The organism is Streptomyces violaceorubidus, from assembly GCF_000717995.1.
In the GTDB taxonomy this organism is placed as follows: domain Bacteria; phylum Actinomycetota; class Actinomycetes; order Streptomycetales; family Streptomycetaceae; genus Streptomyces; species Streptomyces violaceorubidus.
Window position 1 is genome coordinate 1 of sequence record NZ_JODM01000023.1, and the last position, 16,803, is coordinate 16,803.

Below are 16,803 nucleotides of genomic sequence, written 5' to 3' on the forward strand. Positions count from 1 at the left end.
GCTCGAACCGGTACTCATCCACCACGTCACCGGTATTGCGCACCCTCAGGCGCACACGCGTACTACTGCCGGGGTCCACAGTCGCGGACGCGGGCTCCAGCGAAGTCCACAGGCTCACACGCCGACGCTACGGCCGGCCCGACACGGCGTCAGGCCCTCCCGGGGCAGAGCGGGGTGCCCCAAAGGGCCGTCCATGGGGGCGCCCGGGACTACTCCGCGTCCTCCACGTCGTTCGCGACCGCTCGTTGGGCGACGAGGGACGGGGCGACGGAGTCCCCGGCCTTGAAGGCCGCTCCGTCGTTCACCGCCGCGACCTCGGAACCCTGCCCCGGGTCCGTGACGGCGGGGCCGCCACCGCTCCCGCTGCCCGTCTCCGTGATGCCTCGGCTGTTCTTGTCGAGGTGGCTGGCCTCGTGGGCGAGGATCTCCTCGTTGCCGAGGGCGGACGGGCCGAGGAACACGTCCATGCCGATCGTCATGGCCTCGGCCCCCATGGCCGCCGTGGCACGCTGAGCGATCGGGCCCGTGTGCAAGCGGGCGCCGGCGAGGGCGGGGTTCTGGTAGAACGGCACCGCCTTGTCGAGGAAGGCCCCGGGGAGCGACGAACTGGACGACTCCTTGGCCTCCTGGAGGAGCCGGTGCTGTCCCTCCGGGCTCCGGTCGTCGATCCCGTCGTGCCCGCAGCCCGCGCCGTGCTGGTGCGAGTCGGGGTCGAAGCGGCGCTGGACGGTGTGCCCGCAGCCGGGGCCGTGCTGGTGCGCGTCCCGGGCGACGACCCGCTGGACGGCGGCATTGCCGACGGATCTCTGGAGCGCCGTGACCGTCGCCGGGGTCATGGGCGCTCCACTCACCGCGGCGGTGGGCGCGGGCGTGGCCCGGTGCGGAGTGCGGCCGCCCCGGGCGGCCGACTGGTCGGCGGCTTCCTCGTGCGCGCGCACCATGCGCTCCCTTCGACACGGACGTGTGACCCTCAGCCTTACCGGAGCCGCCCCGCCGCCGACAGGTCCGTGAGGGCAATGCCGGGGGCAGGCGGCCCCCCGCCCTGCCCCCGGACGCGGCGGAGGGTGCTCAGACCGAGGCGAGCTGCTTGGCTATCGCCTCTTCCCAGGCCGTCTGCTGCTCGGGGTCGTTGAGCGAGTCCTCCCACTCCTTGTCCGACTGGTTGTGCTTGTCCGGGCCGCACTTGAGGGTCTTGAGGAAGTCGCGCGCGTCGTCCCGGATGTCGTTGGGGACGTTCTTGCTCGCGGGGACGGCCGGCCCGGCGGCGAGCGCGTAGATCTCCTGCGCCCGCAGCTGCCGCTTCCCCTGCTTGATGGAGTGCGTCACCATGAACGCCTCCTTCCACGCGTCGCGCTTCCTGCCGCCCTTTCCGTCCTTGGACATCGTGGGCGCCTCGGGCTCCTCGGTTCCTTCCTGAGCGTGGGTGGTGCGGGCGTACTTCTCCGGGTGCCGTACCGACGTGTGGCGCTTGTGGGCCTTCTTCACGCCCTTCTTGACCGCGAGTCCGCCGAGCAGCGCCGCCGTCAGACCGCCCGCGACGGCGGGGCCCACGGGGCCGGAGACCGCCCCGGAGGCAGCGGCGATCGCCAGGGCACCGGCCGCGGTGCGCGCCACGTTGCCACCGAGGTTGGCGACGCGGTGGCCCAGCTTCCGCTTCTTCTTGTCCACCGCGTACTCCCGTGCGCTGGCCAGGTGCTCCAGCAGCTCGGTCCTGAGCCCGTCGATGTGGCGCCGCTCGTCCTCGACGGCCCGCAATGCCTCCGCGTCCGCTCCGGCCGGCGCGGCGGCCAGCGCGGTCGATGCCCGGGCCAGGTCGGCGGTGGCCGTCCCCAGCTCGTCCAGTACGTCCTGGAGCTTGCGGTCGCGTTTCGCGGCCACGCCCTGGAAGTGGTCCTTCAGCTCCTTGCGCCTGGCATGGGTGTCCTTGATGACCTTGACGTCGCGGGCGGCGATCACCGCGGAGAACGACATGGTGAGGGCGCCGCCGGCGTCACCGAGTGCGGCCACCCCCGCCGCGTCCTTGGCGGTCCTGATGCTGTTGTCGGTGATCTTCACGACGTCGTTGACGGTCATGAGGGAGTTCGTCGTCAGGCCGAGGGGCTTGCCCTTCCAGTTCTTCCGGTGGGCGTGGGAGGCCGGACCCGACTCGTGCCGCTTGCCGGCCGCGTCCTTGAGCGCCGCCACGTCGTTCACGGCCCCGGTCGCGTCGCTGATGAGGTTGACGGGGTTCTCGGCGTTCTGCTGGAGCACGGTGCCGTGCAGCTGCCCGGTGTCCCCGGCCTTCGACGCGTCCGCCCGGAGCGCTCCGCCGACCGGAGCACTGCCGCGGAGAATCGCCGTGTCGCCCGGGTCGACCCACGGCTTGACCTTGGCGGCGACCCTCTTGGCCGCGTTCCCGACACTCTTGGCCGCGCGCGCGGCGCCGTTGCGCAGCAACCCGCCGGACGAGTCCGCCTCGTCGGTGCGCTCCGCGGCTTCACCCGTGTCCTTCGCCGCGTCCTCGGCCGCCTTCTTCTCCGCGGCCTCCGCGGCCTTCTTCTCCGCTTCCTCGGCCTCCTTGGCCGCGGTCAGGGCCGTCGTCGCCGCGCTCTGCGCCGCCCCCTGCTCCAGCTGCCTGCGTGCCGCGCCCGCCGCGCCCCGCTGTGCGTCGGCCGCGGTGCCCGCGTGCTCCTGCTCAGCGGCGCGGGCCGTGGCCGCCTGGCCCCGCAGCCGGGTCGCGGTCTCCGCGTGCGTGCCCGCCGCGGCGCGGGCCTCGTCGGCCTGCCGTTGGGCCTGCGCCGCGGCCTTCTCGTGCTCCGCCGCCTCGCTGCGGGCCTTGGCGTGCTCCTTCGCGGCGGCATCCGCTTCCTTGTCCCGGCGCGCCGCAAGTTCCCTGGCCGCCGTCGCCTGCTCCCGCGCCGTGTCGCGGGTGTCGGTCCAGTCCTCCACCTCGCGCTCGGCGCCGGTCCGCGAGGTGTCGGCGGCGTCGGCCTCGCCCTCGTGCTCGCGTGCCTCCCGTTCGGAGTCCGCCGCGCGTTTCAGCGCGTCGGCCGCCGCGTCGGCCCACTTCCGCACGCCCTCCGCGACCTTGTCCTCGGCCTCCGCGTCGGCCTGGGCCTTGGCCGCCCGCTCCACCGCCCCGTCCTCGGCCGCCGCCTTCTCGCGCGCCGCGGCCTCGGCGGCCTTCTGCTTCTCGGCGGCCTCCTGGGCCTTCTTCGTGAGCTCGGCCACCCGGTCCTCGGCGGCCTTCTGCTTCCGCCTGGCCTCCTCGGCCTTGTTGGTGAACTCGGTCACCCTGGCCGCGGCGGCCTTCCGCTCCTGCTCGGCCGCATCGGCCTGCCGGGTGTACTCCTGCTCCTCCTCACGGGCCTCGTTCGCCGCCGCGCGCTTGCCCCGCTCCGTCTCCTGGTGCGTCCGAGCCCGTCCGTCGGCCGCCCGCTGCTCCTTCGTCTCCCGGCCGGCGGTCTCGGTGTGGGTCCGTGCCGCGCCGAGCGAGGCCGTCCGGTCCCGCTCCGCGGTCTCGGCGTCCCCGGTGAGCTTCTCGGCCCTGCCCCGGGCCTCCCGCGCCTTCTTGCGTGCCTCGACCGCGGCCCCGGACGACCGCCACACGTCGGCCTCGGCGTCGGCCCGCGCCAAGGACGCGGTGGCGACGTTCGCCTTCTGCTCGGCCACCTCGTCCACGGCCGCCTGCCGCTCGGTCGCCGCGCCCTCGCCCTGCCGCGTCCGGCCGCCCGGCTGCTCGGGCTCCGTCACCGCCGTGATCTCCAGGTCGTGCGCCGACGAGGAGGCCGCCCGCTCCCGCCCCGCGACCTCGGAGGGCTGGGCCGTGAGGGCGGCGCGCTGGACCGCCGTACCTGTCTCGCGCTGGACCGCCGTACCCGTCTCGCGCTGGAGGGCCGTACCGTTGCCGGGCTGGACCGCCGTACGTACCGCCCGTTGGATCGCCGAACCGGTCCCGCTCTGGATCGCCGAGGCCACGGCCCGGTTTCCCGCGGCCGCCACCGCCCCCTGGAGCGAGGCCAGCGGAGGCTGCTGATGCGGCTGCGGCCGGGACGGTGTGGGGGCGGGCCCCGCCGGGCGGTGTCTCTGCGTCTGGTTCAAGCGGTCCGACACGGACGATCCCCTCCTGACACGCCGTCACCGTCCCCGCGTCGCGGGGCAGCGCCCCGGTGCGGCGGGACGGGGCGCCCCGGAACGGGGCTTGATCGCAAGATGACATTCTGGCGAACTGACAGTCGACACAAGACGTTGAATCAGAAACGCCGGTCATACGCCAGGGGTCTTCGAGGGGAAAGGCCGACAGGCTCCGGGACTCTGCCCCAACGGGCACGACCAGGGGCAAGGAACATGCCCCCGGCCCGGCACCCCGGGACGTTTCGGCGTCGGCGACGCGCGCGTGAGGCTGAGGGGCGTCCTGTCTCGTACCCCGAGGAGAGCAGAGCATGCCGTCCTACCTGTCGCCCGGCGTCTACGTCGAGGAGGTGGCCAGCGGCTCGCGCCCGATCGAGGGAGTGGGCACGTCGGTGGCGGCCTTCGTCGGTCTCGCCCCGACCGGCCCGCTGAACGAGCCCACGCTGGTGACCAACTGGACGCAGTACGTCGCGGCCTTCGGTGACTTCACCGGCGGGTACTACCTCGCGCACTCCGTCTACGGGTTCTTCAACAACGGCGGATCCGCCGCCTACGTCGTCCGGGTCGGCGGTTCGGCCGAGGACGCCGCCGCGGACGGCGCCGTGAACGGCACCGCCGCCCCCGCCGCCGTCACCGGCGGCACCGCCAAGGCGCTGCCCGCCGCCGAGCCCAAGCAGCTCGGCACGTTCGCCGTGACGGCCAACGCCGCCGGCCAGAGCGGCCCGCTGACCGTCGAGGTCGCCGACCCCGAGGGCGAGGGCCCCGCCGAGCGCTTCAAGCTGATCGTCAAGGACGGCGACAAGCCGGTCGAGACCTTCGACGTCAGCGCCAAGAAGGGCAACCGCTCCTACGTCGTCACGCAGGTCAAGGAGCGCTCCAAGCTCATCACCGTGACCGAGGCCGCGCCCTCCGCGCAGCTGGTCCGGCCGGAGAACCAGACCCTGACGCTGCCCGCGCCGCCGTCCGCCGCCCCCGCCGTTCCGGCCGGACCGGCCGAGAACGCGCACCCCGGGCCCGCCCAGTACCTCGGCGACTCCTCGGACCGCACCGGCTTCGGCGGCCTGGAGGCGATCGACGAGATCTCCATGGTCGCGGTGCCCGACCTGATGGCCGCCTACCAGCGCGGCGCGATCGACCTGGAGGCCGTGAAGGCCGTCCAGCTCGGTCTCATAGCCCACTGCGAGCTGATGGGCGACCGCGTCGCCATCATCGACCCGCCGCCCGGCCAGAACGCCCGCCAGATCCGCGTCTGGCGCCAGGAGACGGCCGGTTACGACTCCAAGTACGCGGCCCTGTACTACCCCTGGATCAAGTCCTTCGACCCGGCCACCGGCCAGTCCCGCCTGGTCCCGCCGAGCGGCCACGTCGCCGGCATCTGGGCCCGCAACGACTCCGAGCGCGGTGTGCACAAGGCGCCCGCCAACGAGGTCGTCCGCGGCGCCGTCGACCTGGAGCTGCAGATCACCCGCGGCGAGCAGGACCTGCTCAACCCGATCGGCGTCAACTGCATCCGCTCCTTCCCCGGCCGCGGCATCCGCGTGTGGGGTGCCCGCACCCTCTCCTCCGACCCGGCGTGGCGCTACCTGAACATCCGCAGGTACTTCAACTACCTGGAGGAGTCGATCCTGATCGGCACCCAGTGGGTGGTGTTCGAGCCGAACGACCACAACCTCTGGGCCCGCATCCGCCGCAATGTCTCCGCGTTCCTGGTCAACGAGTGGCGCAACGGCGCCCTCTTCGGCCAGAGCCCCGACCAGGCCTACTACGTCAAGTGCGACGAGGAGACCAACCCGCCGGAGTCCGTCGACCTCGGCCGGGTCGTCTGCGAGATCGGCATCGCGCCGGTCAAGCCCGCCGAGTTCGTCATCTTCCGGCTCGCCCAGTTCTCCAGCGGCGGCGGCGAACTGGACGAGTAGGCGGATCGCGCCCCCGCCCTTGTCCCACCTCCTCTAGAAGGACAGCGAACCCATGTCTCTCCCCAAACCAGAAGACGTACTCGTCGCACCGAATTTCGGTATCCAGATCGACGGTGTGATGGTCGAGTACCTCAACTCGGTCTCCAACCTTCAGATCGAGCAGGACGTCATCAAGTACCAGCAGAACCAGGGCACGACGGGACGCAACAACGTCACCCTGATGCCCGGCGTCGCCAAGGACGGCTCGGTCCAGGTCGAACGCGGTATGAGCCAGTCGTCGGTGTTCACCCAGTGGATCAACGACTCCATGGCGGGCCGGATGGCCACCGCCCGCAAGAACGCCACGATCATCGTGATGGACTACGAGGACAACCCGGTCAAGCGCTGGAACCTGCGCAACGCCTGGTGCAGCAAGGTCGTGGCGGGCACCCTGAAGGCGGGTGACACCAACGCGCTCACCGAGACCATCACCATCGTGTTCGAAGAACTGGTCGTCGAGTAATGCGCCGTACGACTGCCAAGGCACCCGCCGCGGCACCCCAGACCGCGGCGGCGGGGGCGGACTTCCCCCGTTCGGCTCCCGCCGCCGTGCCCACGGAGGCGCCGGCCGGTTCTCCGGCCGGCGCCCCCGCCGGGCCGCCCGTCGACACCACCCCGAGGCAGCGGTTGCAGACCGAGTTCCCCTTCGAGCTGCCGCGCGGGTACGTCGACGAGTCGGGCACGGTGCACCGGGACGGTGTGATGCGCCTGTCGACGGCACGGGACGAGCTGATCCCGCTGCGCGACGTGCGGGTGCAGGAGAACCCGGCGTACCTCTCGGTGGTGCTGCTCGGCCGGGTCATCACCCGGCTGGGCACGCTGGCGATGGTGCACGACGGCGTCGTGGAGAACATGTTCGCCTCCGACCTGGCGTTCCTCCAGGACTTCTACCGCCAGATCAACGCGGAGGGGCACACCCGCGCGGCCGTCGAGTGCCCGCACTGCTCGGAGCCCTTCGAGGTGGAACTCGGCGGGAGCCGCCTGGGGGAATCGTGACGTACGCGACCGACCGGCTGCACGAGGAGATCGCGTACGTCGCCTACCACTTCCACTGGAGCCTGGAGGCGATCCTGGACCTGGAACACCAGGACCGCCGCCGGTACACGGACCAGATCGCGTCCCTCGTGACGCGAGGCACGGCGGAGGGCTGATCGGTGGGACTCCTGGACCGGCTGCGGGGTCGTCGGGACGACGGCGAAGGAAACGGGAACGGGGGCGGGACCGCGGCATCCGCGGGCTCGTCCCCGAGGACGGGTGCGCCCGCGGACACCGGCCCGCGTCCGGCCCCGGGCGCGGGCGCAAGCGCGGTGCCCGCGCCCGGGCCCGCACCCGTGGCCGTCGCGGCCTGGACGGGCCTGCCGCCGATCCAGCGCGCCACGGGCGCGGACCGTACCGGCGTGGCGGACTCCGCCTTCGGCGGTCGCCTTCCGACCTGGCAGGACCCGTCGTTCACCCGGGCGCCGTCCCCGGCGGTACTCGACCCGGCGGCCGGCGACAGCCTGCTGTCCGGCGCCTTCGGCACCCCGGCCCGCCAGCCGTCGTCCACGCCCCTGTCCCGCCCGGTGGGCACACCGCCGGTCCAGCGGATGCCGGTCGCGCCGCTGCGCGCGATACCGGCGGACGCACCAACCCCGGCCAAGGCACCGACCGCGCCCACGGGTTCCGCCCCGAGGGCGCGCGGTGGTGTGCCGGGTACGTCGGCTCCCAGGCCGGCGGCGGTCCCGGCGGCGACCACGCCGTCGGGCACACCCGCGACCGCGCCGGTCCAGCGGGCGCGGTCCGCCGGGACGGCGCCGTCCCCCGGGTCCGCGAGCGCACCGGCCCAGGCCCTCCGCGGGGTCCGGGTGACCCCGGTACCCACACCGCCCGCCGCCCCGCTTCCGCGGCAGTCGCTGACCAGGGCCCCGTCCGGATCACCGGCCGTGCAGCGCCGGGCGTTGCCGGCGAGCCGCCGGACCACCGGACCGGCCCCGGCGTCCTCCGGCACGGCACCCTCGTCGGCGGACGCCGACCGAGCGGACCCCGGCCCCGCCCCGGCCCACGGCTCCGTCACCCCGGCGCCCGCACCGACCGGTGCACCCGTCCAGCGGGCGGTCCCCGCGCCCCCGACCGCACCGGCCCCGGGCACGTCCGATGCCCCCACGGCACCGACTGCCCCGGTACGGCGGCCCGGCGGCGGCAATCCCCCGGCCTCCGCACGGCCGACCCCGGCACCGACGGGCAGCGGCGCCGCCTCCGGCCCACCGCCGGTCCAGCGCACCGCCGCACAACCGGTCGGCCCCGCGACGGACACCCCGGCACGACCCACCACCCCGCAGCCCAGCGGCAACCCGGCAGCCACCGCACCGCCCGTCCAGCGGGCCACAGCCCGACCCTCCGGCTCCCCGGCACGGCCCGACAGCGGCGCCGCGTCCGGCCCACCGCCGGTCCAGCGCACCGCCGCACAACCGGCCGACCCCGCGACGGACGCCCCGGCACGACCCGCCGCCCCTCAGCCCAACGGCAACCCGGCAGCCACCACCCCGACGGGCAGCGGCACCCCGCCCACCGCCCCGCCCGTCCAGCGGGCCACCGCCCGACCGTCCGGCTCCCCGGCACGGCCCGACAGCGGCACCGCGGCGGACGCCCCGGTACGGCCGACCGTCCCCGTGCCACCCGGCAGCGGCAACCCGGCAGTCACCGCACCGGACAGCGGCGCCACGCCCACCGCCCCGACACCAGTCCAGCGCGCCGCCGCCCAGCCGTCCGGCGGCAGCAACCCGCCGCCCCCCGCACCGCCGACCGCCGCACCGCAGGCCCCCGCACCCAAGGGCAACGGCACCGCGTCCGGCACACCGCCCGTCCAGCGCACCGCCACCCAGCCGTCCGGTGCCGCGCCCGCCAACGCTCCGGGCAACGCCCCCGCGTCCGCCGCCCCGGCACCTCGGCCCGCCGTACGTCCCGGCGACGGCCCGGCGTCCGCACCGGCGGGCAGCGGCGCCACGGCCTCGTCGCCGCCGGTGCAGCGTGCCGTGCGCCGCACGGACGGCGGCACGACTCCCCCGGCGGACAACGGCGCACCCGCCTCCCGGCGAGCCGCCGCGCCGCCCGACCGCACCGCCCCCGCCGACGACCGCCGGACCGGTTCGCCCGGGACCACGTCGACCGGCGCCCCGGTGCAACGGGCCGTTCCCCAGCCGGAGTCGGGGTCCGACGCCCCCGTGCGGCCGGTCACACCCGCGTCCGGCACCACCACCTCCGAGGCGGCTCGGGGCGAGACCCCGGTACACCGGGCGGAGTCCCGGCCCGCCGCCCGGCCGACGGCAGGAACCGGCACCAGCACCGGCACCCCGCCCACCAGCGGTACAGCGGCACCGTCGCCCGCACCGTCGGCAGGGGCACCTCCCGTCGGTCCCCCGGTCCAGCGGGCCGTGTCACCGGCCGACGCCCGCACCGCCCAGCCCCCGGCCCGGATCGCCCCGGCCCCGGAGCGCGGCGGCGACCCCGCGGCACCGACCACCGCCCGCCCCTCCGTGACCGCACCCGGTGTCCCCGCGACCCCGGACGGCCTGCCCCCGGTCCAGCGCCGGGCGTCGGCCACGGCCCAGCCGTCGCTCCCCGTGCAGCCGCCCTCGGCTCAACCCGACGGCTCCGCACGACCGCCGGTCCAGCGGGCACCGGAGCACCGGACCGGCGGCACGATCGCGCCCTCCGCCACCCCCACGGCACCGTCGGCGCACACGGCACCGGCCGATTCGCGCCCGGCGCCCACTCCCGCCGTACCCCTGTCCCGGCCGGAGACCGGCAGGACGGCCACCCCGGCGACCCCCGTGCAGCGCAGCGCGGCACGGCGTCCGGGGCTCGGCGCGCCCACCTCGTCCGGCCCCGTCGGCGCCGTACGCCCGACCGGGACACCGGCCCCGACAGCGGCACCGGCGGCCCCATCACCGGCACCAGCACCAGCACCAGCACCAGCACCAGCACCAGCGGCACAGTCACCGGCGTCCACCGCCGCCGCCCCGGCGGGACCGGCCGGGGCGCCCGCGCGTCGTTCTCCGCTCGGCGCGCCCCTCTCCGCACCCCCGACCGACACCACGTCGCTCACCACCAACCGGTCCCCGGCGCCGATGCCGGTGTCCTCCGCGACCGAGAGCCGCACGCCCCCGCCCGTCCAGCGGGCCACCGCCCAGACTCTCCCGCCCGCGGCACCGCCCCTCGCGGCCACCACCACCGCCCTGCCCGCGGCACCGCCCTTCACGGCCACCACCACGGCCGACGCCCTGCCCGTCGCACCGCCCTTCGCGGCCCTGGCCACCCCCGCGGCACCCCCCTTCGCGGACACGGCCACGCCCGCCGCACCCCCCTTCGCGTCCCCCCCGACGCCCCCGACGCCCCCGGCGGCGCCGCACCTCACGCCTCCGCCGCTGCCCGGTGGCGGCGGGCCCACGCCCCCCGTCGTCCAGCGCGCGTCCGCCCGGGCCGTACCCCTGCGCAAGCCCGCCTCCCGCGGCACCGGCACCGTCGGAGCCCCGCTCCCGGTCGCCCCGCTCACACCGCCCCGGCCGTCGGCCGCCGGACCCGCGCTGCCCGTCGCCACGCCGGCGGCGCCCGCGCCGTCGCCCGCGGACATCCCGCCGGACACCTTCGCCCCGTCCGGCGCCCCCTCCGGCGCGGTGTCCGGCGCCGCGTCCGGCGACACACCGCCGGTCCAGCGGTTCTTCCGCCGTTCCCACCGCGCCGGACGCACCACCGCAGCCCTGGCCTCGCACACGGCCGCCACCGTGCTCGACAACCTGACCCGGCTGCACACCCCCTCGTCCCGGCCGGGCCCGAACGAACCGCCGCCCCCGTACAGCGACCCCCCGCCCCCGTACGAGGCGGGCGGCGGCGCACGGCCGCCCGAGGAGCCCCCGCCCGGGTACACGGCGGTCCCCGAGGGCGGGTTCGACCCGCGTGAACTCACCGACTTCCAGCTCGACGAACTGGTGCACCGGATCATCGGCCGCGTCACCCGTCTCGTCCGCACCGAACTGCGCATGGACCGCGAACGGATCGGCAGACTGCGCGACCCGCGCTGACCGGACCGCACCGGCTCCGCCGGACGCCGGACGCCGGACGCCGGACCGCCCGAGGGCACGCCCGCCCGCCACCGTTCCCCGACAAGAAAGGTCGACCCCCGATGACCCGTAAGGACCCGGGCTCTTCCATCTGGTTCAGCCTCGCCATCGACGGCGAGAGCCTCGGCTACTTCAACGGGTGCGAGGGCCTGTCGACCCAGGTGGAGGTGGAACAGCGCCAGGAGGGCGGCAACAACGGCTTCGTCTGGCAGCTGCCCACCCGCGTCACCTACTCCAACATCCGGCTGACCCGCCCCCTCACCCCGGACACGGCGAAGGTCGCCAAGTGGATCTCCTCCGTGCAGACCGGCATCAAGCGGCCCACCGCGCAGATCTCCGCCCTGCGCGCGGACGGCTCGCTGGTCGCCCGCTGGGGGCTGATCGACGTCCTGCCCGTCAGCTGGCAGGGACCGAGCCTCGACCCCGGCAGCGCGGCCGTGGCCAACGAGGTCCTGGAGATCGCCCACCACGGGTTCACGGACTGACGGCGCCGCAGGACAGAGAGGAAGATCCATGGCCAAGAGCAGCAAGGGCGCCGGCAAGAGCCTCGTACGCGCCAACCTCGCCATCCACGAGCCGCCCACCGGCGACTCCACCTCGCCCGGCGGGCTGATCAGGCGGTTCCCCTTCGAGTTCAACCCGGCGCAGCTGGCGATCAGTCAGCGCGCGCAGTGGAAGGCGACCCCGACGGCGGCCGTGCGGAAGGCCGCGAAGCCGCAGTTCATGGGTGCCGAGCCGCGGGAGATGACCCTGGAGATCTTCCTGGACTCCTCGATGAAGCCCGACGGCGACACCGTGATGAAGAAGGTCGACTCGCTGCTGATCTGCTGCGAGGTCACCGACAAGAGCCTGGCCGCCGAACAGCCCTCCCCGCCCTGGGTGATCTTCGAGTGGGGGTCGTTCTCCACGGCCCGCTTCAACGCCTACGTCTCGTCCATCGAGACCCAGTACACGCTCTTCGGCACCACCGGCGTCCCCATCCGCGCCACCTGCCGGATGGCCCTGGTGGAGATTCCCGGCCCCACCCCGAACCAGAACCCGACCTCCGGCGCCCTCACCGCCCAGCGCGTGCACCGGGTCGTCGCGGGGGACTCGCTCCAGTCGCTGGCCTGGAGCGAGTACGGCAGCGCCAACGCGTGGCGGGTGATCGCCGAGGCCAACGGCATCGACGACCCGTCCCGTCTGCCGACCGGTACCGAACTCATCCTGCCGGCCACCGAGGAGGTGCCTCGCTGATGGTGCGTCCCTCCTTCTCCAGCATCGTCGAGGTGAAGATCGGCGGGGCGAAGCTGCCCGACACCATCGCCCCGATGCTCACCGACGGCTGGGTCGACCAGGGCGTCAACGTGCCGGCGGCGTTCCGGCTCACCTTCCGCGACCCCTACCACCGCCTCCTCGGCAAGCTGAACGTGCAGTTCGGCACCAAGGTCGTCATCACGCCGATCGCGGACGGGCACGGCAAGGGCAATCCGCTGCTGACCGGCGAGGTCACCGGGCTGGAGACCGACTACGACGGCACCGGCAGCTTCACCGTCATCCGGGGTTACGACTACGGTCACCGGTTGATGCGCCAGCGCCGGGTGGCCGCGTACCGCAACCAGAAGGCCTCCGACATCGCCCGCAAGCTCGTGGCCATGGACGGCGTCTCCATCGGCCGTATCCAGGCGACCAAGGGGACCTACGGGTTCATCTCCCAGTCCAACGTCACCGACTGGGACTTCCTCGCCCGGCTCGCCGACGAGAACAAGATGATCATGTACCTGGACTCCCAGGGGAAGTTCCGGTTCGTCACGCCGAAGCCGTCGGCCGGCGCGCCCTCGCCGAACACGGACGGCGACAAGAGCACCTTCGTGCTCCAGGCCGGCCACGACATCCTGCGGCTGCGGGCCGCCGTCACCGCCGCCGACCAGATCGGCAAGGTCGAGTCGCGCGGCTGGAACGTCACCACCAAGAAGAAGATCACCGAGACCGCCCCGGCCACCACCGACCCCGGCATCAGCATCAAGTGGACGCCCGGCACGGCCGCCGGAAAGTTCAAGCCCGGCAAACTCGTCGAGACGGCCAACCCCTACGACAAGCAGGACGAGGTCCAGAACGCCGCGAAGGCCCTCGCCGCCGACGTCACCGCCTCCTTCGCCGAGCTGGAAGTCGCCGCCAACGGCCACCCCGACCTGCGGCCCGGCGTCCCCGTCGCCCTCGCCGACGTCGGCACGCCCTTCGAGGGCAAGTACACCGTCACCTCGGTACGCCACCACTTCGGCGACGGCGTCGCCTACGAGTCCTGGATCACCGTCAGCGGACGCCAGTGGCGTTCCCTGTACGGGCTCGCCTCGGGCGGCAGCGGCGGCACGGACCCGGCGAGCGCCACCCGGCTGCCCAGCGTCGCCAACGCCATCGTCACCGACGTACAGGACCCCCTCAAGCAGGGCAGGGTCAAGCTGCAGTTCCCGTGGCTGGACGACACCTACGTCAGCGACTGGGCGCGCAGCGTCCAGATGGGCGGCGTGGCGGGCGGCGGCGTCTTCCCCATGGACGTCGGCGACGAGGTCCTGGTGGCCTTCGACCGGGGGGCGCTGGACCACCCGTTCGTCATCGGCGGTCTCTACAACGGCCGGGACGTGCCGACCAAGAGCGACGTCCCCCTGCACGACGGCCTGAAGAAGAAGGCCGTGCGGCACACCCTGTCCGACCGGCAGGGCAACCGGGTCGACCTGCTCAGCCAGCGCACCGGCGGGCGCAAGCAGGGGGTCCGGATCGCCAGCGGCAACGACCGGCTGGTCATCAACCTCGACCGCACCAAGACCGAGATCACCGTCGACAGCAAGGGCTCCGTCAGCATCACCGGCAGCCGCTCGGTGTCGGTGGAGGCGGGCGGCGACCTGTCGCTCAGCGCCGGACGCGCCCTCACCATCAAGAGCGGCGGCCCGATCAGCATGCGCAGCGGGAGCGTGATCGGGGTCAACGCGGGCGGCGCGCTGAACCTGGGGGCGGGCGGCGCCGCGACGCTGAGCGCCGGGGCCGCGACGACCATCTCCGGCACCGTCAACGTGCAGATCAACTCCGTCATGACGCGGATCATCGGCGCGAACTTCGAGGTCAAGACGCCCCTCTTCAAGGTCGCGACCGTCCCCGTGCCGGGTCTGTGACACAGCGTTTCCGAGGAAGGCAGGTTGCTCTCTGATGGCCGAACAGTTCGTCGGCTCCGGCTGGTCGTTCCCGCTGCGCATCGGGCCCACCGGCGGGATCGCCCTCGTCAGCGGCGAGCAGGAGGTGGAGGAGGCCATGCGGCTCATCCTCGCCACCGCGCCCGGGGAGCGCCCGATGCGCCCCGAGTTCGGCTGCGCCATCCACGACCTCGTCTTCGCGCCCGTCAACGAGCAGACGGCGGGCCGGATCCAGCACGAGGTGTATGTCACCCTGGACCGCTGGGAACCGCGCATCGAGGTCCACGACGTCGACGTCACCACCGGCGAGGACCAGAACGTCCTCTTCATCGACGTCCGTTACTCGATCCGCGGCACCAACAACCCGCGCAGCCTCGTCTTCCCGTTCTACGTCATCCCCTCCCACGACGAGCCCGACCTCCCCGACGCTCCGGCCGGTCTCCCGGGCTCTCCCGAAAGCGACCGCTGATGCCCCTGCCCTCTCCCAACCTCGACGACCGCCGCTTCCAGCAGTTCGTCGACGATGCCAAGCGCTACATCCAGCAGCGCGCCCCGGAGTGGACCGACCACAACGTCTCGGACCCCGGCGTCACGCTCGTCGAGACGGTGGCCCACATGGCCGACCAGATCGTCTACCGGCTCAACCGGGTCCCGGACAAGAACCACCTGGCCTTCCTGGACCTGGTCGGCATCACGCTGTTCCCGCCGTCGGCCGCGCGCACGGACGTCACCTTCTGGCTCTCCGCGCCGCAGGAGGACACGATCCTCGTCCCGGTCGGCACCGAGGTCGCCACCCTGCGCACCGAACGCGACGAGGCCGTCGTGTTCGCCACCGAGCACGACCTGCGCATCGTCCCGTGCGCGATGGGCCGCCTGGTGACGCAGGTCCGCGGCGAGGCCGTCAGCGACCGCACCACGGACCTCGCCGAGAGCAAGGACGTGCTGTGCTTCGCCGAGGCGCCGGGCCCCGGCGACTGCATGCTCATCGGCCTCACCGCCGCCGTTCCGGACTGCGCGCTGGCCCTCGAACTCGACAGCCGCGTCGACGGCGTCGGTGTCGACCCGCGCCAGCCGCCGCTGGCCTGGGAGGCGTGGACCGAGGACGGCTGGCAGTCCTGCGAGGTCGACCGCGACGGCACCGGTGGTCTCAACCGCCCCGGCGACGTCGTGCTTCACATACCCGGCGGGCACGTCCTGTCCCGCAACGGCGGCCACGAGGCGGGCTGGATCCGCTGCCGGGTGACCGAACCGCTGAGCGGCCAGCCCTTCTACACCACCTCGCCGACCATCCGTTCCGCCGAGGCCTACACCATCGGCGGCACCACCGGCTCCGTCCACGCCGAGACCATCCTCGACGAACCCCTCGGCGAGTCCACCGGCCTGCCCGGCCAGCGGCTGAGGCTGGAGCACGCCCCCGTCGTCGCCGGCGAACCCTCCGTCCTCCTCCAGACCGCCGCCGACGACGGCTGGCAGGACTGGCAGGTCGTCCCGCACTTCTCCGGCTCCCACCCCGACGACCACCACATCACCGTCGACGCCACCACCGGCGAGATCGCCTTCGGCCCCGCCGTCCGCGAGGCCGACGGCACCCTGCGCCAGTACGGTGCCGTCCCGCCCAAGGGCGCCGTCATCCGCGCCCGCCGCTACCGCACCGGCGGGGGCAGGGCGGGCAACGTGGCCCGCGGCGCCGTCCAGGTGCTGCGCACCTCCATCCCGTACGTCTCCGAGGTGGTCAACCGCGAGGCCGCCCTCGGCGGCGTCGACGGCGAGACCATCGAGGAGGCCAAGCTCCGGGCCCCCATCACCCTGCGCGCCCAGGAACGCGCCGTCACCCTGCGCGACTACGAGGAACTCGCCCGCCGCGCCGCCCCCGAGACCGCCCGCATCACCTGCCTGGAGGGCGCGGAGAACGAGTACGGCGCCCACGCCGTCCGCGTCCTCGTCGTCCCCCAGGCCGTCCCGGACCCCGGCGGACGCCTGCGCTTCGAGCAACTCGTCCCCGGTGACGCCCTCTTGAACCGCATCACCCGCCACCTCGACGAACGCCGCCTGATCGGCACCCGTCTCGCCGTCGGCCCGCCCTACTACCAGGGCGTCACCGTCGTCGCCACCGTCCACGCCTTCCGCGACGTCGACGCCGACCGCGTCCGCCGGCAGACCCACGACGCCCTCTACCGCCACCTCGACCCGCTGACCGGCGGCGCCGACGGCAAGGGCTGGCCCTTCGGGCGTCCCGTGCAGACCGGTGAGCTCTTCGCCGTGCTCCAGCGCGTCCCCGGCGTCGAACTCGTCGACGAGGTCGTCCTGCACCCGGCCGACCCCCTCACCGGCAAGCGCGGCGACCCCACCAACCGCATCGACCTCGACGCCCCCGCCCTGGTCTTCTCCTACGACCACCGGGTCCGCGTGATCGGGGACGGCGCGTGAAGTCCGCCTCGCGACGGGGCTCCGTCGACGGACTGGGCTCCTCGCTGCCCA

At 74.1% G+C, this 16,803-nt stretch carries 12 protein-coding genes; 10 read left to right on the plus strand and 2 right to left on the minus strand.

What is annotated here, in order from left to right; translation table 11 throughout:
* Positions 1-209: 209 nt before the first annotated feature.
* Both IE94_RS0123685 and IE94_RS0123690 read right to left on the minus strand, forming a co-directional pair.
* Positions 210-941 (minus strand): eCIS core domain-containing protein, encoded by a 732-nt coding sequence (locus IE94_RS0123685; RefSeq protein WP_030187772.1) that lies wholly within the window; start codon positions 939-941, stop codon positions 210-212.
* 127 nt (positions 942-1,068) lie between these two features.
* Positions 1,069-4,092, minus strand: a complete 3,024-nt coding sequence (locus IE94_RS0123690; protein WP_037923380.1) for a hypothetical protein — start codon at positions 4,090-4,092, stop codon at positions 1,069-1,071.
* 329 nt (positions 4,093-4,421) lie between these two features.
* Between IE94_RS0123690 and IE94_RS0123695 the strand changes: the two genes are divergently transcribed.
* The 10 genes from IE94_RS0123695 to IE94_RS0123740 all read left to right on the plus strand — a co-directional run bounded on the left by IE94_RS0123695 (position 4,422) and on the right by IE94_RS0123740 (position 16,752).
* Entirely contained in the window at positions 4,422-6,026 is a 1,605-nt protein-coding gene (locus IE94_RS0123695; RefSeq protein WP_030187779.1) for a phage tail sheath subtilisin-like domain-containing protein, read from the plus strand.
* 52 nt (positions 6,027-6,078) lie between these two features.
* Positions 6,079-6,528: a phage tail protein gene (locus tag IE94_RS0123700; RefSeq protein ID WP_007450914.1), complete on the plus strand. Its 450-nt coding sequence runs from the start codon at positions 6,079-6,081 to the stop codon at positions 6,526-6,528.
* Entirely contained in the window at positions 6,528-7,061 is a 534-nt protein-coding gene (locus tag IE94_RS0123705; protein WP_030187783.1) for a hypothetical protein, read from the plus strand. The genes IE94_RS0123700 and IE94_RS0123705 overlap by 1 nt, the downstream gene beginning before the upstream one ends.
* The gene (locus IE94_RS40450; protein WP_007450918.1) at positions 7,058-7,216 is read left to right on the plus strand and encodes a DUF6760 family protein; all 159 of its coding nucleotides are present in this window, start codon (positions 7,058-7,060) and stop codon (positions 7,214-7,216) included. Before IE94_RS0123705 ends, IE94_RS40450 begins: the two co-directional genes overlap by 4 nt.
* Before the next feature lie 246 nt (positions 7,217-7,462).
* Positions 7,463-11,122: a hypothetical protein gene (locus IE94_RS41225; protein WP_245235310.1), complete on the plus strand. Its 3,660-nt coding sequence runs from the start codon at positions 7,463-7,465 to the stop codon at positions 11,120-11,122.
* Positions 11,123-11,223: 101 nt separating this feature from the next.
* A complete protein-coding gene (locus tag IE94_RS0123720) occupies positions 11,224-11,646 on the plus strand; it encodes a phage tail protein (protein ID WP_030187790.1) in 423 nt (140 codons plus the stop codon).
* 28 nt (positions 11,647-11,674) lie between these two features.
* The gene (locus IE94_RS0123725; protein ID WP_030187792.1) at positions 11,675-12,397 is read left to right on the plus strand and encodes a CIS tube protein; all 723 of its coding nucleotides are present in this window, start codon (positions 11,675-11,677) and stop codon (positions 12,395-12,397) included.
* Positions 12,397-14,307 (plus strand): VgrG-related protein, encoded by a 1,911-nt coding sequence (locus IE94_RS0123730; protein WP_030187793.1) that lies wholly within the window; start codon positions 12,397-12,399, stop codon positions 14,305-14,307. Before IE94_RS0123725 ends, IE94_RS0123730 begins: the two co-directional genes overlap by 1 nt.
* 34 nt (positions 14,308-14,341) lie before the next feature.
* Entirely contained in the window at positions 14,342-14,794 is a 453-nt protein-coding gene (locus tag IE94_RS0123735; RefSeq protein WP_030187795.1) for a GPW/gp25 family protein, read from the plus strand.
* Positions 14,794-16,752: a putative baseplate assembly protein gene (locus IE94_RS0123740; protein WP_030187802.1), complete on the plus strand. Its 1,959-nt coding sequence runs from the start codon at positions 14,794-14,796 to the stop codon at positions 16,750-16,752. Before IE94_RS0123735 ends, IE94_RS0123740 begins: the two co-directional genes overlap by 1 nt.
* The last annotated feature ends 51 nt before the right edge of the window (positions 16,753-16,803 follow it).